The organism is Candidatus Baltobacteraceae bacterium (genome assembly GCA_036488875.1).
GTDB lineage: Bacteria > Vulcanimicrobiota > Vulcanimicrobiia > Vulcanimicrobiales > Vulcanimicrobiaceae > JAFAHZ01.
The window spans coordinates 107,570-128,406 of record DASXGW010000001.1 but is presented as its reverse complement, the minus strand read 5'-3'; the positions used below and the strand labels follow the sequence as shown (position 1 = coordinate 128,406).

Below are 20,837 nucleotides of genomic sequence, written 5' to 3'. Positions count from 1 at the left end.
GGGAAGGCCGCCTGTCCGCGCCAAGGCGGTCACGTCGATGAAGCCGCGATCCCCGCTGGGTGCAATACTGCTGTGCGTTCTCGCGCTCGGGGTCACGCCGGCACCGCCAACCGCACCGCCCCTCAACCCGTGCACCGTGGTCGCAGTGGAAATGCTCGAAGGCGTGGATTCGTCCGAAGCACGGCCCGGCGATTTCTTCCGTTTCGAAACGGTCAACGCGGTGACCAGCGGCGCGAAGGTCGTCATTCCCGCACGTACGTTGGGTTACGGAATCGTGGCTGTCGCCTCGCCGGCGGGCCGGCAGAACCGTCCCGGAGTCCTCGTCCTGGAACCACGCTATCTGGTCTTGCCGAACGGACGCCACGTCGGCGTCGTGCTCAACCATAATTCAGACTCTTTACAGAAAGCGGGCGCAAGTGAAGCGGTGCCCGGTTACCTGGGTGCGATTCCCATCCCCGGCGTTGGTTTGGCGATCGCCGGCTTCAACTATTTTCACCACGGAAAAAACATCGTGGTTCCGCGCGGATTGATCTTCACGGTCTTTCCCAGCGACGATCCGGCGGTGGAACGCTGCCAAGACCGGCCACAGATGTAATCCTACGTGACCGTGAGCGGCGACGCCGTCGGCGGCACCGCTACCCGCACGCGATTGCGCCCTTCGTGCTTGGCGCGATAGAGCGCATCGTCGGCATCGGCGATCAGCGCTAGCGGGTCGTCGCCGGGCGCCGGAACGCGCGAAGCGATGCCGACGCTAATGGTGATCCCGCCGTCGCGCTCGACGACCTTGCGCATATGTTCGGCCAGCGTGACCGCGTGATCGAGATCGATGTTGACGAGGATCGCCGCGAACTCTTCGCCGCCGTAGCGTGCAAAGCAATCTCCCGCGCGCCGCAGTGCCGACGAGCAGAGCGCCGCGACGCGGCGCAAGCATTCGTCGCCGACCTGATGCCCGCGCGTGTCGTTGAGCCGTTTGAAGTGATCGATGTCGACCATTGCGACGGCGATCGGCACCTTTGCGCGCCGGGCGACGTTCCACATCCGCACCAGCGTTTCGTCGAACGTTCGCCGGTTCGAAACGCCGGTCAAGGGGTCGAGATACGCCAGCCGTTCAAAGCGATCGCGCTCCATTTGAATCCCGCGACTGCGCAACGCTACCGCATACGCGAAAAACGCGGCTTCCCACGCGATGCCGCCGAGAAATGCCGGTGGAGCGGTCACGATTGCGTTGAAGACGGGCCCCGCCAGCGCGATGAGATAGAGGATTGCAATCGGCCCTTCGTAGGACAAGGCGCGAGCTCCCACGACGACGAGCATTGCGAGGAGTGCATCGAAGGCAACTTCGTGGGGGACACCTCCAACGAAGACGAGCGGCAGATTGATCAGCACGACGCCCGCCAGGATCCAGCTGACCGTACGGTCGTAACGCGGCGTGCGCAGGAGCCCCAGCGCAAAGGCTGCGATGGCGACGGCGTACAGCGAGACGAGCGTCGCCGACAGCACGAACGCCGATTGAAAGAGACCATCACACGCGTTTGCGGCGGCCACCGCCGCGAGCACGGCGTAGGCGGCGCTTGCGCGGCTGCGGTTCAGCTGCGCGGATATCGCACCGGCAAGCGACAACGCAACGAAAAATCCGGCAAATGCGGCAAAGACGGCTGGGTTCATCGAGATGCCTCCAGCCGCTCGCCGATCCAGTTCGCGGCAGCCGCTTCCACGTACGCGCGGCGGTCGCGGTGCGGGGCGTGCCCGCAGTTCGCCAGCAAGATGCGATCGACCGGGCCGCTAGCGCGCGCGGCCAGCGCGTCGATCTGCGCCGGCGTACCGTATTCGTCGTCCACGCCTTGCAGCGCGAGCACCGGCACGCGCACGCGGCTCGCAAACTCTTCGACATTCCAATCGGCAAACGCGGGGGCCAGCCAGATGTCGTTCCAGCCGTAGAACGTCTTGTCGACGTCGGCGTGATAGCGGCTCATGCGCTCGCGCAGCGACGTCGTTTCGTACTGCGTACGGATTGCGGCGATGCTCGCGACGGAAATCGGCTCGACGAACAGATGCGGCGCCTCGAGCACCAGCGCGCGAACGCGCGACGCATGCTCGGCGGCGAAGATAACGGCTATCGACGCGCCGTCGCTATGCCCGAAGAGCAGCGTCTCGCGGATCTCCAATCGATCGAGAAGCCGCGGAAGAACGGCGAGCGCCTCGTCGTGCATGTACGACGGTCCGCGGGGAGCCTCGATCGTGGTCGAAAAGCCGTTGCCGCGACGCGAATAGACGATCGTCTCGGCGCCGGTACGAGCCGCGATCGAATCGGGAAAATCGCGCCACAGCCCGACCGAACCGAGACCCTCGTGAAGAAAGACGAGCGACGGTATGCCGCGGCGCCGGGCCGGAATCCGTACGAACTCCAACTCGGCGCCGTCGAGCGCAAGACGTTCGATCTGGGTGGTCTCCATCGGCGAGACCTCTTAATTCGGTATCGGGGTCGGTATCTCTGCCGGTGTCGGCGTCGGATTGACCGTGACCGCGATCGGCGCGTCAGTGCAGGTGCACGACGAGTCCGTCACGGTGATCGTGGCGGTCCCGACCTTGGCCGCCCGCATGTCGGCGTGCGGCGACGGCGGCGGCCACACCGGCGGCGGCGTTGGAAACACCGGCAGCGGCGACGGACTCATCGGCGTTATCGTGACCACGCCGGTATCGCTCACCGAGAACGTTACCGTGTCGCCCGCGAGGGGCGTGCTCGTGCTGCCCGGTGCCGGCGTGTTGGCGTTGTAATAGACGTATTTCGTCTGTCCCACTTGGTTGAACACCGGCGACATAAACGTATAGAAGTTGGCCGGCGGCGGCGCCGGACACGCGCGGTTGTACGGTGGAGGCAGGGGCGCGGTCAGGGTTTTGCCGAGCTCGCCCGCATCGCGGAAAAAGACCAGCGGCGGCAGCGACGGCGTGACCAGCGGCAGCACGGGCAACGCCGTTGGATTTGGATATGCGAACTCGTGATAACGTGCCGGTCCGGTCGCGAACACCACGTTGCCGCACAAGACGACGTAATAGCTGCTGAAGACGTCGCTATGCTCGTACACCGTCGGTACCCCGACGTGCGCGGCGAGAACGTTGGCGACCGAGAGATTCGCCGGCGTCGCGACGTCGGGCGATCCGGCCGGATACGACGGCGACGGATACGTCACCGTCGGGAGCGGCGTTCCGTCGACCGAGAGCGTATGGAAGCGTGCGTATACCGCGACGTCGAGCGGCATGACCGACATCGTCCCGCTTGCCGAGTCGTTGCCCGAACCGCACGGATTGGTTTGCGTTCCGGCGTCGAGCACGTTGCCCGCGAGTGCGTACTCGAAGAGCACCGGCTGCGAGCCGGCGATTGCAATGACTTGCCCCGCCTTGACGCGACGGTGCGGCGTTTTGAGGAACGACTTCACCGGGTGACCGAAACCCGCATAGAGCGTCTCGACGCCGCTCTGCGTTTGGATCACGATCGCTTGTCCGAGGCCGGTGACGTTCGCGACGTACGTCGCTTTGCCGGATGTGGCGGCAAAAACGTACTTCCCGCCGTGATACGCGAACTCGACGCCGGGAAACGCGTACCGCACTTTTGCGGAGGTCATGCGCAGCTCCCCGAACGCGACGACGATCGGCGGCGTTCCTTTTACGGGTGAGTGGAGCGGCTTTGAGATCGTGCACGGCGCGTGCGCCGTCTTCGTCGCGTCGACGACGCCGGGTGCGCGAAAGATTGCAGGCGTGAGATCCGGTCCCGCCGGCATCTGTTGGCCGCACGCCGCCAACGCGGCCAAAGCGCTGAGAACGAAGAAGGCACCCGTACGGTTCATGTTCCTCCGTAATCGACCGTTTGTTGTGAGAGCCTTAGGCTGCGCCGTGCAACCTGACCGGTTCCACACCGGCATTCGGCTCCCGTGAGAGTCGCAACTCGACCCGCCGGCGAATCTCGCGCGCGGCTTCGTTGTCTGCGTGCGCGCGATGACCGCACCGCACACAGCAAAACCGCCTCCCTCGCCGGCTCTCCGCCGCTACATGCCTGCAACGCGAGCATGTCTGCGACGAATATCGTGCGTCTACCTCGACCACCGTACGCGCGGCCTCTTCCGCCTTCGCCACGATCATCTGCCGAAGCAGACCAAATCCTGCATCCAAAATCCGCGGTTCAAGCCGGCTTTCGCGCGCACGTTGCGTCCCGGCGCTTGCACCGTTCCCCTCGCGCTGCGGGTCAGGTACCCTACGTTGAGCGCCTCGAGTCCGATGACGTCAGCGGCGATAACGATCTGGCGCGCGACCTTGTGCGCGTGGTCCCGGCGCGCGTTGGCTTCGGCTCCCTTCGTTCGCGCCAACCGCAGAGCCGCCGCTATCCGCCTAGAATCGCGCCGGTTGAGCACATGTCCACGAGCGTCACGCTGTGTGAGGCCCTCGAGTTTACGTCGCATCGCTGCCACCTTGGCGGCGTTGCGATCGCCCGGAGCTCGATTGGCGATGCGCGTGCCGTCATCGAGCGCAGCGAGCACCGCGATCCCTCGATCCACGCCGACAATCCTGCCGGTCGGGTCCAGCTCCTTGACCTCGCGCTCGCACTCGAAAGCCGCGTACCAGCGGTCGCAGCGGCGCACGATCCAAGCTCGCCCATACGTCGCCGGAATCCGGCGGCCTCTGCGCAGTTTAGCCCAGCCGATTCCTGGTACGCGTACACGGCACTGCTGGTCGTCGAACTTCAGCGCGCGATCGCCGTGGGAAAACTCGAGCTGCGTCCAGCGTTCGCGAGCCTTAAACCGAGGATAACCAGGCGTTTCCCCAAGTCTGACCCTTCGGAAGAACGCCGCAAATGCGAGATCGAGCCGATGTAAAACCGCATCCTCACACTCGCGATATACCGCAGACACGCGTGCATCTTCGTCGCGCAGACCGGTCAGTTCAGCGTACTGCTGTTTACCGGTGACTCGCGTCTTGTTGCGCCGGTAGGCGTCGCGACGTTCTTGCAGCGCGGCGTTGTAGAGTTCGCGAGTTACGTCAAGTGCAAACGTGAGGCGCTCGATCTGTCTCGGCGTAGGGTAGAGACGCACGCGTTCGATTCGCTTCACGTTACAATCCTACGATAGCCGAGTGCCACCAGGGTGGCAGCGTGAAAACCTGGCCCTCAGTTTATTCTTCAAGGCGCCGTTCGATGCGATGCGCTCGACGCTCCACAGCGCTGGGCTGGCGGCCAGCTCCGCGACCTCCATATCACTCCGGAGGATTCGGAAGCCTTAACTCCCCATCTTAAGAACGTGAACGCCGAGCGGGAGCGCCTCGAGAAGCGCCGCGAGAAGACCGAGCACTGGAGCTGGTGGGGACCCTACGTCAGCGAGCGCCAATGGGGAACCGTCCGCGAGGACTATAGCCCGTACGGCACGGCATGGGACTACTTCCCGCACGACCACGCGCGTTCGCGAGCGTACCGGTGGGGGGAAGACGGTATCGCCGGCATCAGCGATCTTCATCAGCTGCTCTGTTTTGCGCTCACGCTGTGGAACGGGAACGATCCGATTCTCAAAGAGCGCCTGTTTGGGCTGACCAATAGCCAAGGCAATCACGGCGAGGACGTTAAGGAGTACTACTTCTACCGCGACAACGTGCCGTCGCACGCGTACATGAAGATGCTCTACCGCTATCCGCACGACGCGTACCCGTATCAACGGCTCGTCGAGGAAAACGCGCGCCGCACAAAAAACGATCCCGAGTTCGAGCTGATCGATACCGGCATCTTCAACGGTAACCGTTTCTTCGACGTTGACGTCGAATACGCCAAGGCCTCGCCCGAGGACATGTTGGTTCGCATCACCGCGACCAATCGCGGCGCCGCCTCGGCGACGCTCCATCTCCTGCCGACGCTGTGGTTTCGCAACACCTGGTCGTGGCGCAGCGGGTCGCATAAACCATCGCTGCGCGACGTCACCCCCAACGGCGCGAGCGATGTGCGCGCGATCGCCGCCGAGCACGCTACGCTCGGCGAGTTTCATCTGTTCCTCGACGGCGCCGCCGATCTGCTCTTCACCGAAAACGAAACGAACTACCAGCGGATCTTCGGCGCCCCGAACGTCAGTCCGTACGTGAAGGACGGCATCAACGAGTACGTCGTCAACTCCAACGCCGGTGCCGTCAATCCGCAGCGCACGGGAACCAAGGCATCGGCGCACGTCGTGCGCGAGCTCGGCCCCGGCGAGACCTTTTCGATTCGCCTGCGACTGGCCAAAGGCGATCCTCCGGGCGATCCGTTCGCGGGATTCGACGACGTCGTCGAAAAGCGGCGCATCGAAGCCGACGAGTTTTACGGCGACGCGTTCGACGGCCCGCTCGACGACGACGAGCGCGCTATCGCGCGCCAAGCGCTGGCCGGAATGCTGTGGAGCAAGCAATTCTATTACTACGTCGTGCAGGAGTGGCTCGACGGCGATCCAGCCATGCCTCCGCCGCCGCCGGAGCGCAAACACGGCCGCAACGCCGACTGGGAATTCTTCCACGCCGCCGACGTGCTTTCGATGCCCGACACGTGGGAGTATCCGTGGTTCGCCGCCTGGGACGCGTCGTTTCACTGCGTGGTTTTAGCGCTGGTGGATCCGGACTACGCCAAAAAACAGCTCACGCTGCTGACCCGCGAATGGTACATGCATCCCAACGGACAGATTCCCGCCTACGAGTGGGCCTTCGGCGACGTCAATCCGCCGGTGATGGCGTGGGCGGCAATGCGCGTCTATCAAATCGAAGCCAAACGCACCGGCCGTCAGGACCGCCTTTTCCTCGAGCGCGTCTTCCAGAAGCTGCTGCTCGCGTTTACGTGGTGGGTCAATCGCAAAGACGCCGGCGGAAATAACATCTTCGAAGGCGGTTTTCTCGGACTCGACAACATCGGCGTCTTCGATCGGAACATGACCCTGCCGGCCGGCATCACGCTCGAGCAGTCCGACGGCACCGCGTGGATGGCGATCTTCTCGGCGAACATGCTGCAGATCGCACTCGAACTCGCCACCGATAGTCCGGCATATGAGGACATCGCGTCGAAGTTCTTCGCACACTTTCTCTACATCGCAAAGGCGATGAATCATCCGGACGACGGCCTCTGGGACGAGGGCGACGGCTTCTACTACGACTCGCTTCACGACGGAAGCAGCGCGATTCCGCTGCGCGTTCGCTCGCTGGTCGGTTTGCTTCCGCTGGTGGCGTGCGCCGTCGCCGATCCGAAAACGCTCGGAACGCTTCCCGATTTTGCCAAGCGCGTCCGCTGGTTCGTCGCAAACCGTCCCGATCTCGTCGAGACGATCGCCTACATGCAGCAAGCCGGCATCGGCGAGCGGTACCTGCTCGCGCTGGTCGACGGCGATAAGATGCTGCGGCTCCTGCGCCGCATGCTCGATCCCGGCGAGTTTCTCAGCCCCTACGGAATACGCTCGCTGTCGCGCGTTCATCTCGAGCACCCCTACACGCTCGACATCGCCGGCCATCAGTACTCGATCGACTACGAGCCGGCCGAGTCGCGCACGGGCACGTTCGGCGGCAACTCGAACTGGCGCGGTCCGGTGTGGTTTTCGCCGAACTTCTTGCTGATCGAAGCACTGCAGAAACTGCACTTCTACTACGGGGACGACTTCAAGGTAGAGATGCCCGCCGGCTCGGGCAGCTACGCGACCTTGTGGGAAGTGGCGACCGACCTCTCGGAACGGCTCATTGGGATCTTCTCCCGCGACGCCTCCGGGCGCCGCGCGGTGTTCGGCGGAAACCAAACGTTTCAAAACGATCCGCTCTGGCGCGATCTGATTCCGTTCTACGAGTATTTCCATGGCGACAACGGCGCCGGGCTCGGCGCGAGCCATCAAACCGGATGGACGGCGACCGTCGCCAAGCTCATCCTGCAGTGCGCGGAGTATCAAGGAAAGCACCCGCTCGACACACGGCCGCAGGGATAAACGCTCCCGTGAACGGCATCGCGTTCGGGCGCGCAATCTGCGACGATCTCGCGTCCGGCGAGCGCCGCGAATGGCTGGTGACCAACGGCCTCGGCGGCTACGCGTCGGGTACCGTCGCCGGAATCTTGACGCGGCGCTACCACGGACTGCTCGTGGCCGCGCTCAAACCTCCGGTGGAGCGCACGCTGCTCGTCACGAAGATCGACGAAACGGCGCGCTATCGCGACGCGAGCTACGATCTGTTCGCCAATCGCTGGAGCGGCGACCTCATTTCGCCGGCCGGCTATGTGAATATCGAACGATTTACGCTCGACGGCACGATGCCGGTATGGCACTTTGCGCTCGCCGACGCGTTGATCGAAAAACGCGTCTGGATGGAGTACGGCGAGAACACCGCCTACGTTCGCTACCGCGTGCTTCGCGCCGGTGCGCCAATCGCGCTCGCGCTGCGCGTCTTCGGAAACTATCGCGGGTTTCACGGCAACACGCACGCGGGCGATTGGGACGTCGCGATCGAGCGCGACGGCGACGGCGTCGTGGTGCAGGCCTACGACGGTGCCGTTCCGTTTTGGGTGTGGTCGGACCGCGGCAACCTTACCATCGAAAACGTTTGGTATCGCGATTACGTTCTCGCCGCTGAGACCGAGCGCGGCTTAGACGATCGCGACGACAACCTCGCGATCGGTACGATCGCTGCGACGCTCGACGTGGGCGACGAACTCACGATAACGGCAAGCGCGCACTCCGCGTCCGCTGCGCCCGGAGCGCTGCAGCGCCGGCAATCGCGCGACGCTCAAGTCCTCGGCGCGTGGGACGGTACGCCGCGCGCCGCCGCCGCTCCGCAGTGGGCGCGACAATGCGTGCTCGCTGCCGATCAGTTCGTGGTGAGGCGCCCGATCGTCGGCGACGACACCGGACTCAGCGTGATCGCCGGATATCATTGGTTCGCCGATTGGGGTCGCGACACGGCGATTTCGCTCACGGGATTGTCGCTGGTAACCGGGCGCCCGGAGATCGCGAAGAAACTTCTCCTAGAGTTCGGACGATTCGTTAACGGCGGTATGCTGCCGAACTGTTTTCCCGAAAGCGGGGCGACGCCCGAGTACAATACGGTCGACGCGGCGCTATGGTACGTCGAGGCCGTCGCGCGATACGCCGTCGCCACGAACGATGCGGCGACATTGGGCGCGCTGTTTCCCACCCTCGAACACATCGTTTGCTCGTATCGCGACGGCACGCGTTACGGCATTCACATGGATACCGACGGCCTCATCGTCGCAAGCGCCCCCGGGCTGCAACTCACGTGGATGGACGCAAAGGTCGGCGATCGCGTCATCACGCCTCGCGCCGGGAAGCCAGTCGAGATCGCAGCTTTGTGGCATAACGCGCTCATGCGCGTCGCCGAGCTCGCACCGAAAGTTTCGAGGAACGGGAGCGAGTACGCGTCGCTTGCCGCTGCGACCCGCGACGGATTCGAGCGCTTTTGGAACGCCGAACGGTCTTGCTGCTACGACGTGATCGACGGACCGGATGGAAACGACCCAACGCTGCGGCCGAATCAGCTGTTCGCCATCGCGCTCGCGCATCCGATCCTGCGCGCCGATCGTTATCGCGCGGTCGTCGACGTGTGCTCTTCGCAACTCGTCACGTCGAGCGGCGTGCGCACGCTCGGTCCGAACGATCCGAGATTTACGCCGAGCTACGGCGGACCGCAGGCCGAACGCGACGCCGCGTACCATCAAGGAACGGCGTGGCCGTGGCTGCTCGGCGCCTTCGCCTGCGCACACGCGCGCGCGTACCGCGATGCCGCGCTCGCACGCTCGTTTCTCGTGCCGCTGGCGGATCGGCTCGTCGACTACGGTTTGGGCAGCGTTTCGGAAATTGCCGACGGCGGCGCACCGTTCCGCCCGCGCGGGGCCATCGCCCAAGCGTGGTCGGTCGGGGAGCTCCTGCGCGCCTGGTTCGACATCGAGGACATCTGCAAAGAGGATATTCGCATTTCGTGATTCTCGAACGATACTGGACCGATCCCTTTTCGTTTTTAGGAGCGCACATCGAGGGGCGAACGCTCGTCATTCGCGCTTCGCTGCCGCAAGCCGAGCGCGCCTTCGTGGTCAAACGCGGTGGCGACAAACGATTTGCCATGCAGCGCGTCGACGACGACGGCCTCTTCGAAGTGCGCTTTGGCAACACGAAGCCGTTCGACTATACCTTCGAAATTGCGTCCGGCGACTCGAAGACGACGCTCGAGGACCCTTACCGCTTCGGCACGATCCTCGGCGACGTCGACGCTCACCTCATCGGCGAAGGAACGCATCGCCAGTTGTGGCGCGCGCTAGGATCGCACCGGCGGACCGTCGACGGCGTCGACGGCGTCGCGTTCGCGTTGTGGGCTCCCAACGCGCTGCGCGTCAGCGTGGTGGGCGATTTCAACGATTGGGATGGACGCCGTCATCCAATGCGCAAACGCGTCGAGTGCGGCGTTTGGGAGATCTTCATCCCGGGCGTCTGGGAAGGCGCCTGCTATAAGTACGAGCTCGAACGCGCCGGCGGCGGCCTCTTGCCGCTCAAAGCCGATCCGCTCGCGCGCTATGCGCAGCTGCGGCCGCAGAACGCGTCCATCGTTCACGCGATGCACGCGCCGCCGTGGCAAGACGGCGCGTGGATGGCGTCGCGCGGCGCTCGACAACGCCGCGACGCGCCCATGTCGACGTACGAAGTGCATCTGGGCTCCTGGCGGCGCCGTCCCAACGGCGAGTTCCTCACGTATCGCGATCTGGCGCATCAACTGCTTCCGTACGTCGCCGACATGGGGTTCACGCACGTCGAACTCTTGCCGATTACGGAACACCCCTTCGACGGGTCGTGGGGATACCAGCCGACCGGAATGTTCGCATCGACCAGCCGCTACGGCTTGCCCGAGGACTTCCGGTACTTCGTCGAGCGCGCGCACGAACTCGACATCGGGGTGCTGCTCGACTGGGTGCCGGGACATTTTCCCAACGACGAGTACGGGCTGGCGTTCTTCGACGGCACGCACTTGTACGAGCACGACGATCCGCGCAAAGGCTTTCATCCCGACTGGAACACGCTCATCTACAATCACGGACGGCGGGAGGTCGCGAACTTCTTGGTGGCGAGCGCCCTGTACTGGCTCGAAGAGTTCCACGTCGACGGTCTGCGGGTCGATGCGGTGGCGTCGATGCTGTACCTCGACTACAGCCGGCGCGAAGGCGAGTGGATCCCCAACGAGCACGGCGGCAACGAAAACATCGAAGCCATCGCCTTCCTGAAAAATCTCAACGCCACCCTGGCGACGGTAACGCCGGACGCGACGGCGATCGCGGAGGAGTCGACGTCCTGGCCGCTGGTCTCCCGTCCGGTCGACGAAGGCGGCTTGGGCTTCGGATACAAATGGAACATGGGATGGATGCACGACACGCTGCGTTACTTCGGCTACGATCCGATCTATCGGCGCTACCATCAGAGCGATCTCACCTTTTCGCTCGTCTATGCGTACAGCGAGAACTACGTGCTTCCGTTCTCGCACGACGAGGTCGTGCACGGCAAACGCTCGTTGCTGGAAAAGATGCCGGGCGATCGCTGGCAGCGCTTCGCCAACCTCCGCATGCTGCTGGCCTTCATGTACGCGCACCCCGGCAAGAAGCTGCTCTTCATGGGCGACGAGTTTGCATCGGTGCGCGAATGGAATCACGACGCGCAGCTCGAGTGGCACCTGTTGGACGACCCGCTGCACGCGGGCATGCAACGGCTCGTGCGCGACTGCAACCGGCTGTATCGCAGTTCCCCCGCCCTCTACGAGCTCGACGCGGAGCCGCGCGGTTTCGAATGGATCGACTTTCAAGACGCCGCCCACAGCGTACTCGCGTTCGCTCGGCTCGGACGCGACCCGGAAACGCCGGCCGTCGTAGCGTTGCTCAACGCAACCCCCGTGGTTCACTACGGGTACCGCATCGGCGTGCCCGAAGCGGGCCGGTACGCCGAAGCGCTCAATACCGACTCGGAACATTACGGCGGCAGCAACGTGGGCAATCAGGGCACCGTGGACAGCGAAGCGATTCCGGCGCACGGGCGCGCGCATTCGATCGGCGTTACGTTGCCGCCGTTGGCAACGGTGATTTTCGTTCGTGTTGAATCGTAAGCGCGCCGCGGTTCTGCCCGGGCGGCCCTATCCGCTCGGCGCGACGTGGAACGGCGCCGGCGTAAACTTCGCGCTCTTCTCCGAACACGCCGAACGCGTGGAGCTCTCGCTATTCGATCAGCGCGGACGCCGCGAAGTCGAACGGATCGCGCTTCCGGAGTACACCGATTCGGTCTGGCACGGCTACCTGCCCGACGCGCGGCCCGGCCTGCTGTACGGCTATCGCGTCTACGGCCCGTACGATCCGCAAAACGGCCACCGCTTCAACCATCACAAGCTGCTGCTCGATCCGTACGCCGCGATGATCACCGGCGGCATCGTGTGGAGCGACGCGAACTTTGGGTATCGTGTGGGATCGTCGCGCGCGGATCTTTCGTTCGACCGTCGCGACAATGCGGCAGGCATGCCAAAATGTGTCGTCGTCGACACCGCATTCACGTGGGGCAGCGACCGGCTGCTGCACACGCGCTGGCACGACTTGATCGTTTACGAGATGCACGTGCGCGGCTACACGATGAAGCATCCCGCCGTGCCCCCCGGCATGCGCGGCACCTTCGCGGGCTTAGCGTCGCCCGCGGTCATTGAATACCTCAGCCGCCTCGGCGTCACCGCGATCGAGCTGCTGCCCGTCCACAACTACGTTGACGAGCGGCACCTCGTCGAAAAAGGGCTTCACAACTATTGGGGCTACAGTCCGATCTCGTTTTTCGCGCCGGTTCCGCGCTATCTCTCGCGCCCGGACTTGGGAGAGTTCAAGACCATGGTTTCCCGCATGCACGACGCCGGCATCGAGATCATTCTCGACGTCGTGTTCAACCATACGGGCGAAGGTAACGAGCTCGGCCCCACGTTGAGTTTCCGCGGCATCGACAACAAATCGTACTACCGGCTCGCGCCTCACGACGAACGCTACTACGTCGACTATACCGGCTGCGGAAACTCGCTCAACCTCGACCATCCGCGGGTTCTGAAGATGGTGACCGATTCGCTGCGCTACTGGGTCAACGAAATGCACGTCGACGGTTTTCGTTTCGACTTGGCGACCACGCTCGCCCGACGCGACGGTCACTTCTCGCCTAACAGCAACTTTTTGGCCTCGCTCGAGCAAGATCCGGTGCTTTCGCGCGTCAAGCTCATTGCCGAACCGTGGGATCTCGGCCCCGACGGTTATCACGTCGGCGATTTTCCAGCCGGATGGTCGGAGTGGAACGACCGGTTCCGCGACGGCGTGCGCCGGTTCTGGCGCGGCGACGGCTCGGTTCCGGACCTCGCGACGCGGCTGACCGGCTCGAGCGACATCTTCGATCGTCGCGGACGGCGGCCGCGCGCGAGCGTCAACTTCGTTACCGCGCACGACGGATTCACGCTCGCGGACCTCGTGTCGTACGACGGCAAGCACAACCTGGCAAACCTCGAGGACAACCGCGACGGCACCGATGAGAATTTGAGCTGGAACTGCGGCGCCGAAGGAGCCACCGCCGATCACGCGGTTCTGCAGATGCGCAAACGGCAGAAGCGAAACTTCTTTGCAACGCTTCTGCTCTCGCAAGGTCTGCCGATGATGCTGGCGGGCGACGAAATGTCGCACACGCAGAACGGCAACAATAACGCGTACTGCCAAGACAACGACTTGAGCTGGATCGATTGGCACGACGACGAGCTCGTTCCCTTCGTCCGCCACCTCATCGCGATTCGCCGCTCGCATCCGGTCTTGCGGCGGCCGCGCTTCTTCCGCGGCGTCGCCACCGATCTGCCGCTCAAAGACATCACCTGGTTCTCGCCGGAAGGCCGCGAAATGACCCAGAGCGACTGGGAAGACTCCGGCCGTCGCTGCTTCGGCGCAATGCTCGGCGGCGATCCCGGCGACCGGTTCATTAGCCTGCACGGCTATCCCGAGCTCGACGACACCTTCCTCATTCTCATCAACGGCCATGTGGACCCGACGGAGTTCGTGTTGCCGTCGACGCCCGGCATCGCCCGCTGGACGGCACTCGTCGACACAGCCGTCGCGGAGATACCGCCTCGCCGTAAGACGTTCGCGCCTGCCGAAACGCTCCCGATGATCGGCCGCTCGTTGGTGGTGCTCGTCGGCGACGGCGCTTTGACCGCGTGAGCGCGGCGTTCGAGCGTCTCGCCGAGCTCGCGGGCATCCAATCGAGCTTCGCCGACTACTTCGGAAAGGTTACAGGAGTCGACGACGACACCAAACGGTCGTTGTTGGTCGCGATGGGCTTCGATGTATCGTCGAACGCTTCCGTCGCCGCCGCCGTCGACGAACTCGAAGCACAAGAACGCAATCCCCCTTGCGTCTTCCTGGACCAATCGCAAACCGATCTTCCGCTGGGATACCATCGCGACGGCCAACGCACCGTGATCGTGGCGCCGTCGCACTGTTATTTGCCCACCGAGATGCGCGACGGACGCATTTGGGCACTGGCAACGCAGCTCTATGGCCTGCGCTCGGAGCGCAACTGGGGCGTCGGCGACTTCACCGATCTTGCTTCGTTGGCGCGACTCGCCGGCGATGCGGGCGCGCGCGCGATCGCGCTCAATCCCCTGCACGAACTCCATCCCAACGAACCGCTGGCGTGCAGTCCGTACTCGCCGTCGAGCCGCTCCTGGCTTAACTCGCTCTACGTGGACGTTGCGGCCGTTGCGGATTTTGCCGAGTCGGGTCAAGCCGGCGACTACGCGCCGCTTCGCGACGGAGCGATGGTCGACTATGGCGGCGCGGCGCGGGCGAAGCGCATGGCGTTCGAAATCTGCTTCACATCGTTTCGGCGCCGGCACTTGGAGCGCCCGGGCGACGCCCGCGCGGCTGCCTTTCGCGCGTTCGTGCGGGGCGGCGGCGAACCGCTCGAACGGCTCGCACTCTACGAAGCGCTCACCGAGCATTTTCGCGCGCTCGACGCAAACAGCTTCGGCTGGCTGCAGTGGCCGGGGTCGTACCAGGATCCCACGAGTTCCGGCGCCCGAGCGTTTGTCCGAGCACGCCGCGATCGGGTGGATTTCTACCTTTACCTGCAGTGGATCGCCGACGAACAGCTGCGCGCCGCGGCCGCGAGCGCCGCGTCGTCGGGTGTCGGCTTCTATCGCGACCTCGCCGTCGGCGTCGACCGCAACAGCGCCGACGTTTGGGGCGACCGCGAAACGATTTTGGAAAGCGTATCGCTCGGCGCACCGCCCGACGCGCTCAACGCCCTTGGGCAAAACTGGGGCTTGCCGCCGCTGTCGCCGCACGCGCTGCGGGCACAGGGATACGCGCCGCTGGCGCGGCTGCTGCGCGCGAACATGCGCCACGCCACGATTCTTCGGATCGATCACGTCATGGCGTTGCGGCGAGCGTTTTGGATACCGCTCGGCCGTGCTCCGCGCGACGGAGCGTACGTCAACTACCGGTTCGACGAGATGCTCGCCGTCGTCGCGCTCGAAAGCACGCTCAATCGCTGCACTGTCGTGGGCGAAGATCTCGGCACCGTCCCCGACGGCTTTCGCGAGCGCATGCAAGAGACTGGCATCCTCTCGTCGCGATTGGTGTATTTCGAGCGCGATTATCACACGGGCCGGTTTGCGCCGCCTTCGTCGTACCCCGAGCTCGCGGCCGCGAGCATCGGCACGCACGATCTGCCGCCGCTGGCCGGCTGGTGGACCGGTGACGATCTCGCGCTGCGCGCGCGCATTGGGCTGTTTCCCGACGAGACCAGCGCGCGCAACGCGACCGACGAGCGGCGCCACGCGCGCTTCATGCTCGTCGAAGCGCTCGAGCAGAACGGCTGCGCCGACGCCGAAACCGCCCGGCGGCTGCGCGCCGACGCGGAGACCGGGCCTACGCTCGCGGTCTACGATCTGCTGATGCCGGCCGTCTATCGCTTCCTCTCCAAGACGCCGTCGCGGCTGGCCGTCGTCGCGATCGAGGACGTGATGGGCCAGGTCGATGCGATCAACGTTCCGGGCACGACCGACCAGCATCCCAACTGGCGCCGCAAGCATATCGCCACCCTTGAAGAACTAGAACGAACGAATCTCCTGAAAAAAATCGGGTCACTTTTCAACAACCCAAGCGCGCAGCGTTTCAACGACCCAGGTGCGCCTGGTTTCAACGACCCAGGTATGTAGAAGCAATCCGTCAATTAGGGGGGCCCTAGGGGAGACTTTCGCATGCCAATCAAGTTGAATGCCCCCCATGGCCCGGGGGCCCCAGCGCAGCTGGGGGGCGCCCTTCGACTACGCTCAGGACAGGCTCCGGCTAGGCCGGAGTGCCTTAAAACGTGAAAGCAGTAGTTATGGCGGGTGGCGAGGGTTCGCGCCTTCGGCCGCTGACCTCGAGCAGACCTAAGCCGCTCGCGCCGGTCGCCAACAAGCCGGTGATGCATCATATCGTCGATTTGCTACGCCGGCACGGCATCACCGAAGTCGTCTCGACCCTGCACTACCTCGCCGACGAAATCGAAAACTATTTCGGCGACGGTTCCGAGATGGGGATCGCGATGTCGTACGTCGTCGAGGATACACCGCTGGGAACCGCGGGCGCCGTCAAGCTCGCCGAACCGCTGCTGGGCAAGCATCGCTTCCTCATCATTTCGGGCGACGCGCTTACCGACATCGATCTCACCGAGCTCGTCGAGTATCACGTCAAGCGCGGTGCGGCTGCGACCATTGCGCTGCAGCGCGTCGCCAACCCGCTCGAGTTCGGCGTCGTCGTCACCGACGAGCACGGCCGCATCACGCGCTTCTTGGAGAAGCCGTCGTGGGGCGAAGTCTTCTCCGACACGATCAATACCGGCATTTACGTGCTCGAGCCCGAGGTCTTCGAGTACATGGAGACCGGCAATAACTACGATTTCTCGCGCGACATCTTTCCGTCCTTGCTGCGCGACGGCAAACCGCTGTACGGTCACGTTACGAGCGGCTACTGGAGCGATATCGGCAATCTGCAGCAGTACGTGCAAGCCAACTACGACGCGCTTTCAGGTGCGGTTCGGGTTGAGATTCCCGGAACGGAGATTCGGCCGGGCGTATGGGTTGGTGAAAACGCTCGCATCTCCGCGGACGCCCACATTCAAGGACCCGTTTGCATTGGACGCAACGTGACGGTCGAGCCTGGCGCGGTCGTCGAAGAGCTGACGTCGGTCGGAGCCTCGTCGATCGTCGCGGAAAACGCGCGCCTGCATCGCGCGATCGCTTGGGAAGACGTTTACGTCGGCGAAAACGCGTCGCTGACCGGCTGCACGCTCGCCGACCGCGTCATCGTCAAAGATCGCGTGACGGTGATGGAGGGCGCGGTCATCGGCCGCGGCAGCACGCTCGGAAGCGGCGCGACGGTACCGTCGAACATCAAGCTTTGGCCCGACAAATCGGTCGCGGCCGGTTCGATCGTGTCGATGTCGCTCATCTACGGCATCAAGTGGCCGGGATCGCTCTTCGCCGCCGACGGCGTTTCGGGTCTGGCCAACATCGAAGTGACGCCGGAGTTCGCGCTCAAGCTCGGACAAGCGCTGGGATCGGTATTGCGTCCCGGACAAAACGTCATGACCAGCCGCGACGCGCATCCGGCGTCGCGCTTGACCAACCGCTGTATCATCGCCGGATTGCTCTCGGTCGGGGTCAACGTGCAGGATCTGCGCGAGAATCCGACGCCGGTCTCGCGCTATGCCGTGCGCACCTCGGGCGACGCGGGCGTGCATACCGGTATCTCGCCACACGATCCCGATCAGTTCTTGATCGAGTTTTTCGACTCGCACGGCGTCAACATCGACAAGAACACCGAGCGCAAGGTCGAGAACATTTTCTTCCGCGAAGATTTCCGCCGAACGCCGATGGCGTCGGTCGGGACGTTGAGTTTTCCCGAACGCATTATCGAAGCGTATACGAGCGGTTTCTTGGACGCGCTCAAGCCTCAAGCGATAACCGCCACCAATCTGCGCGTCGTCATCGACTACGCCTACGGGAACGCGTCGCTGATCCTGCCGCGCATCCTGAGCAATCTCGGGATCGAGATGGTCGCGCTCAACGCGTTCTTCGACAACGCGAAGGTGTTGACGTTCGGACAGAACCGGCGCAAGCACCTCGACCAGCTCAGTAACGTCACGACGTCCTTGGGAGCGACGCTCGGCATTCTGCTCGACCAGCACGGCGAGGCGCTCGCGCTCGTCGACGACCGCGGCCGCATTATAGAAGGAAGCCGGCTGCTGGCGCTGCTGACGGTTCTCGTCGCGAGCAGCGTCGCCGAAGCGCGGATCGCCGTCCCCGTGATGGCGCCCACGGCGATCGAGACGGTTGCCGAAGCGTACGGCGCGTCAGTCATCCGCACGCGCACCGATCGCCGCTCGCTGATGGCGCTGGCCGCCAGTGCGGGCGACTCACTGTCGTTTGCCGCCGGCGCCAACTACGAGCTGATCTTTCCCGAGTTTCAACCCGTCTTCGATTCGCTGTACGGCAGCGCCAAGATCATGGAGCTCATCGCGAGCGCCGGGCATCCGTTATCGGAGATCGTCGACGAGCTGCCCGAATGGCATCTCGCCACGCGGCGCGATCACTGCCCGTGGGAACGCAAAGGGCAAATCATGCGCCGGCTGCTCGACGAAACCGACGGTGAAAACGTCGATCTCACCGACGGCATTCGCGTGGGTCGCGAAGGCGGCTGGGTGCTCGTGATTCCCGACGCGTCGGATCCGCTCTTCAACGTTTACGCCGAAGGCCGCTCCGACGACGAAGCGCACAAATACGTCGACGAGATCGCAACGAGAATCGAAGAACTCGCCCGCGGCTAGACGCTCCAGCTTTGTCATCCTGAGCCCTAAACGCCTGTCCGGGCGGCTGGAGATCACCGTTGCCGACCTCGCGACGGAGGGCTGCTCAAGCCCCGCCGCACCAGTGCTCGGCGTTCGTGTAGACCGCAGCGTTATCGCTTTGACGATCGGGATCGCTGGTATAAACGTAAACCAAGAACTCACGTCCACGACCATCCTTGGCTGGATCGCAGCCATCGTGTTTCTTCGGCACACCGAGAAGGCACACACGCACGCGCTCGTGCCAACCTGCGACGGGGTGATCGCCGGGGGCAACATACAGTTCGCGAATCCCCGGCGCGATAGCGTCGCGAAACTCCATGTGGCCGCCCTCGGCCATTGAGCTCCCCGTCGGCGCAGCGGACCGCGTGACGATCGTTTCCACACAACCGAGGGGAGTCTCGATCTTGTTCACAGGCTGTGTTTGGTCAGTGGCGGCGCCCACGGCCCTCGAGAGCAGAAGCGCAGTGACTCCACCGATGGCGATGCGGGCGAGGATCGAGCGAGTTGCGTTAGCCACGGAAAGAGAATTGACCCGTGCGATAACTAGTCCTGCGATGCGCCTGCCCTTCGACTTCGTTTATCCTGAGCGAGCGAAGCGAGTCGAAGGGCTCAGGATGACAACGCGGGAAGCCGCCCGCTATGCAACTCGCTAAAACTCGAGTTTACGGGCTAAGACGTCGAGGACGATCGGCCATGTGAAATGCTCGGCAGTGGCTTCGCCGGCGATGCGAATCGAGCGTGCGAGCACGGCGTCGCCCAGGATAACGTCCAGATACGCCGCCAGTTCTCGGCCGTCGCCGGTATCGCAAACGATCGCGTTCTCGAACTGCTGCGCGTAGTCTTCACCGGTCGAGCCCGTCACGGCTAACCCTCCGGCCGCCATGACTTCGAGTCCGACCAAACCAAACGGCTCCTTTCCGCTGTTGGCCAGCACCGCGTCGGCGATATGATACAGCGCGAACAGCAGCTCTTCGGGAACGTAACTGCGGATGTTGACGATCGGTGCGGTCGACGCGGCAAGTTTTTCCAACAGCGCTTGCGGCTCGCGGGACTCCGCGCGCGCGTCTTCGATATCGAGCCCGAGCGCGCGCGCGCGCGCAAAAATCGTTTCGCCGTACGGCTCTCGTCCGCCGCGCACGACGAGCGTCGCTCGCGGATGCCGCTGCCGAACGAGCGCGAACGCTTCGAGCGCCTGCATCCACCGTTTGTCTTCGTCGTAGCGCCCGACTTTCACGAAGAGCGGCCGCGCCGCGAGCGCCTCGCCGGCGGCTTGTATGAGGTCTTGCGGCGGTCCGCCGATAAGCCGTTCGGGAATGCCGTTGGGAATCACCAGCGAATCGATTCCGCGCGCCCGCAGCTCGAACTTCATGTAACGACTCACCGTCGTCACGGTAGCCGCATTCGTCAGCGCGCCCCAGTTCATTGCGTCGAAGCCGTACGTATTATTGGCGTTCCACTGCAGGATCGCGCTATTGCGCAGTCCTGCGACGCGCAGCATGCGATCGAGCTCGATCGCCGCCGGCGCCGTTTGCCAATCTTCGGCGATGACGAGCACGCGTTCGCCGCGCTCTGCCGCCGGACGCACGATCGATTCCACCACGAACGGCGGCACGCTCACCTTGAAATCGTCGCTCTTGCCGTGCTCGCCGTCGTAAACGTTCCCGGGATGATACTCCGAAATCCACTGACACCACCGCCGATACTCGAGGTGCGGCCCGACGCGCTCCGCCGGCGGTTTGGCAGGATCGCCGACAAAGACCAGCGTCGTATCGATCCCCGCATCCGCCAGCGCCGCGCTCAACTCGGCGACGCGCGTCCCGAGGCCTCCGACCATCGAGTACGGATCGGGGCCTTCGAACGATAACAGTACGACGTGTTCCGGTAAAGAAACCATATCGCGCCATTCGGCCTTCGCGGGAGACGTCC

Annotated in this window: 13 protein-coding genes; 7 read left to right on the top strand and 6 right to left on the bottom strand. The window is 64.1% G+C overall.

Going from position 1 to position 20,837, the window contains the following annotated elements; all coding sequences use genetic code 11:
- Positions 1-37 precede the first annotated feature (37 nt).
- Positions 38-595 (top strand): hypothetical protein, encoded by a 558-nt coding sequence (locus VGG89_00500; protein ID HEY1975007.1) that lies wholly within the window; start codon positions 38-40, stop codon positions 593-595.
- Positions 596-597: 2 nt separating this feature from the next.
- Here VGG89_00500 and VGG89_00495 read toward each other — a convergent pair whose 3' ends face one another.
- The 4 genes from VGG89_00495 to VGG89_00480 form a co-directional block, all read right to left on the bottom strand.
- Complete coding sequence (locus VGG89_00495; GenBank protein HEY1975006.1) at positions 598-1,665, bottom strand: GGDEF domain-containing protein; 1,068 nt, start codon at positions 1,663-1,665, stop codon at positions 598-600.
- Complete coding sequence (locus tag VGG89_00490) at positions 1,662-2,453, bottom strand: alpha/beta fold hydrolase (protein HEY1975005.1); 792 nt, start codon at positions 2,451-2,453, stop codon at positions 1,662-1,664. The genes VGG89_00495 and VGG89_00490 overlap by 4 nt, the downstream gene beginning before the upstream one ends.
- Positions 2,454-2,465: 12 nt before the next feature.
- Complete coding sequence (locus VGG89_00485) at positions 2,466-3,842, bottom strand: M23 family metallopeptidase (GenBank protein HEY1975004.1); 1,377 nt, start codon at positions 3,840-3,842, stop codon at positions 2,466-2,468.
- A gap of 288 nt (positions 3,843-4,130) precedes the next feature.
- Positions 4,131-5,099: a transposase gene (locus VGG89_00480; GenBank protein ID HEY1975003.1), complete on the bottom strand. Its 969-nt coding sequence runs from the start codon at positions 5,097-5,099 to the stop codon at positions 4,131-4,133.
- Between the two features lie 186 nt (positions 5,100-5,285).
- Between VGG89_00480 and VGG89_00475 the strand changes: the two genes are divergently transcribed.
- From VGG89_00475 to VGG89_00450, 6 genes are all read left to right on the top strand, one after another.
- Positions 5,286-7,958: a hypothetical protein gene (locus VGG89_00475; protein ID HEY1975002.1), complete on the top strand. Its 2,673-nt coding sequence runs from the start codon at positions 5,286-5,288 to the stop codon at positions 7,956-7,958.
- Positions 7,959-7,966: 8 nt separating this feature from the next.
- On the top strand, positions 7,967-9,964 hold the full coding sequence (locus VGG89_00470; protein ID HEY1975001.1) for an amylo-alpha-1,6-glucosidase: 1,998 nt from the start codon (positions 7,967-7,969) through the stop codon (positions 9,962-9,964).
- Positions 9,961-12,120 carry a 1,4-alpha-glucan branching protein GlgB gene (gene glgB / locus VGG89_00465; protein ID HEY1975000.1) on the top strand — a complete coding sequence of 720 codons (2,160 nt, stop codon included), beginning with the start codon at positions 9,961-9,963 and terminating at the stop codon, positions 12,118-12,120. The genes VGG89_00470 and glgB overlap by 4 nt, the downstream gene beginning before the upstream one ends.
- On the top strand, positions 12,110-14,233 hold the full coding sequence (glgX, locus tag VGG89_00460) for a glycogen debranching protein GlgX (protein ID HEY1974999.1): 2,124 nt from the start codon (positions 12,110-12,112) through the stop codon (positions 14,231-14,233). Before glgB ends, glgX begins: the two co-directional genes overlap by 11 nt.
- Positions 14,230-16,236 carry a 4-alpha-glucanotransferase gene (malQ, locus tag VGG89_00455; protein ID HEY1974998.1) on the top strand — a complete coding sequence of 669 codons (2,007 nt, stop codon included), beginning with the start codon at positions 14,230-14,232 and terminating at the stop codon, positions 16,234-16,236. Before glgX ends, malQ begins: the two co-directional genes overlap by 4 nt.
- A gap of 152 nt (positions 16,237-16,388) precedes the next feature.
- Complete coding sequence (locus tag VGG89_00450) at positions 16,389-18,890, top strand: sugar phosphate nucleotidyltransferase (protein ID HEY1974997.1); 2,502 nt, start codon at positions 16,389-16,391, stop codon at positions 18,888-18,890.
- A gap of 85 nt (positions 18,891-18,975) precedes the next feature.
- Here VGG89_00450 and VGG89_00445 read toward each other — a convergent pair whose 3' ends face one another.
- Together VGG89_00445 and VGG89_00440 are read right to left on the bottom strand one after the other, a co-directional pair.
- Positions 18,976-19,323: a hypothetical protein gene (locus VGG89_00445; GenBank protein ID HEY1974996.1), complete on the bottom strand. Its 348-nt coding sequence runs from the start codon at positions 19,321-19,323 to the stop codon at positions 18,976-18,978.
- 237 nt (positions 19,324-19,560) lie between these two features.
- Entirely contained in the window at positions 19,561-20,805 is a 1,245-nt protein-coding gene (locus tag VGG89_00440) for a glycosyltransferase family 4 protein (GenBank protein HEY1974995.1), read from the bottom strand.
- Positions 20,806-20,837 lie beyond the last annotated feature (32 nt).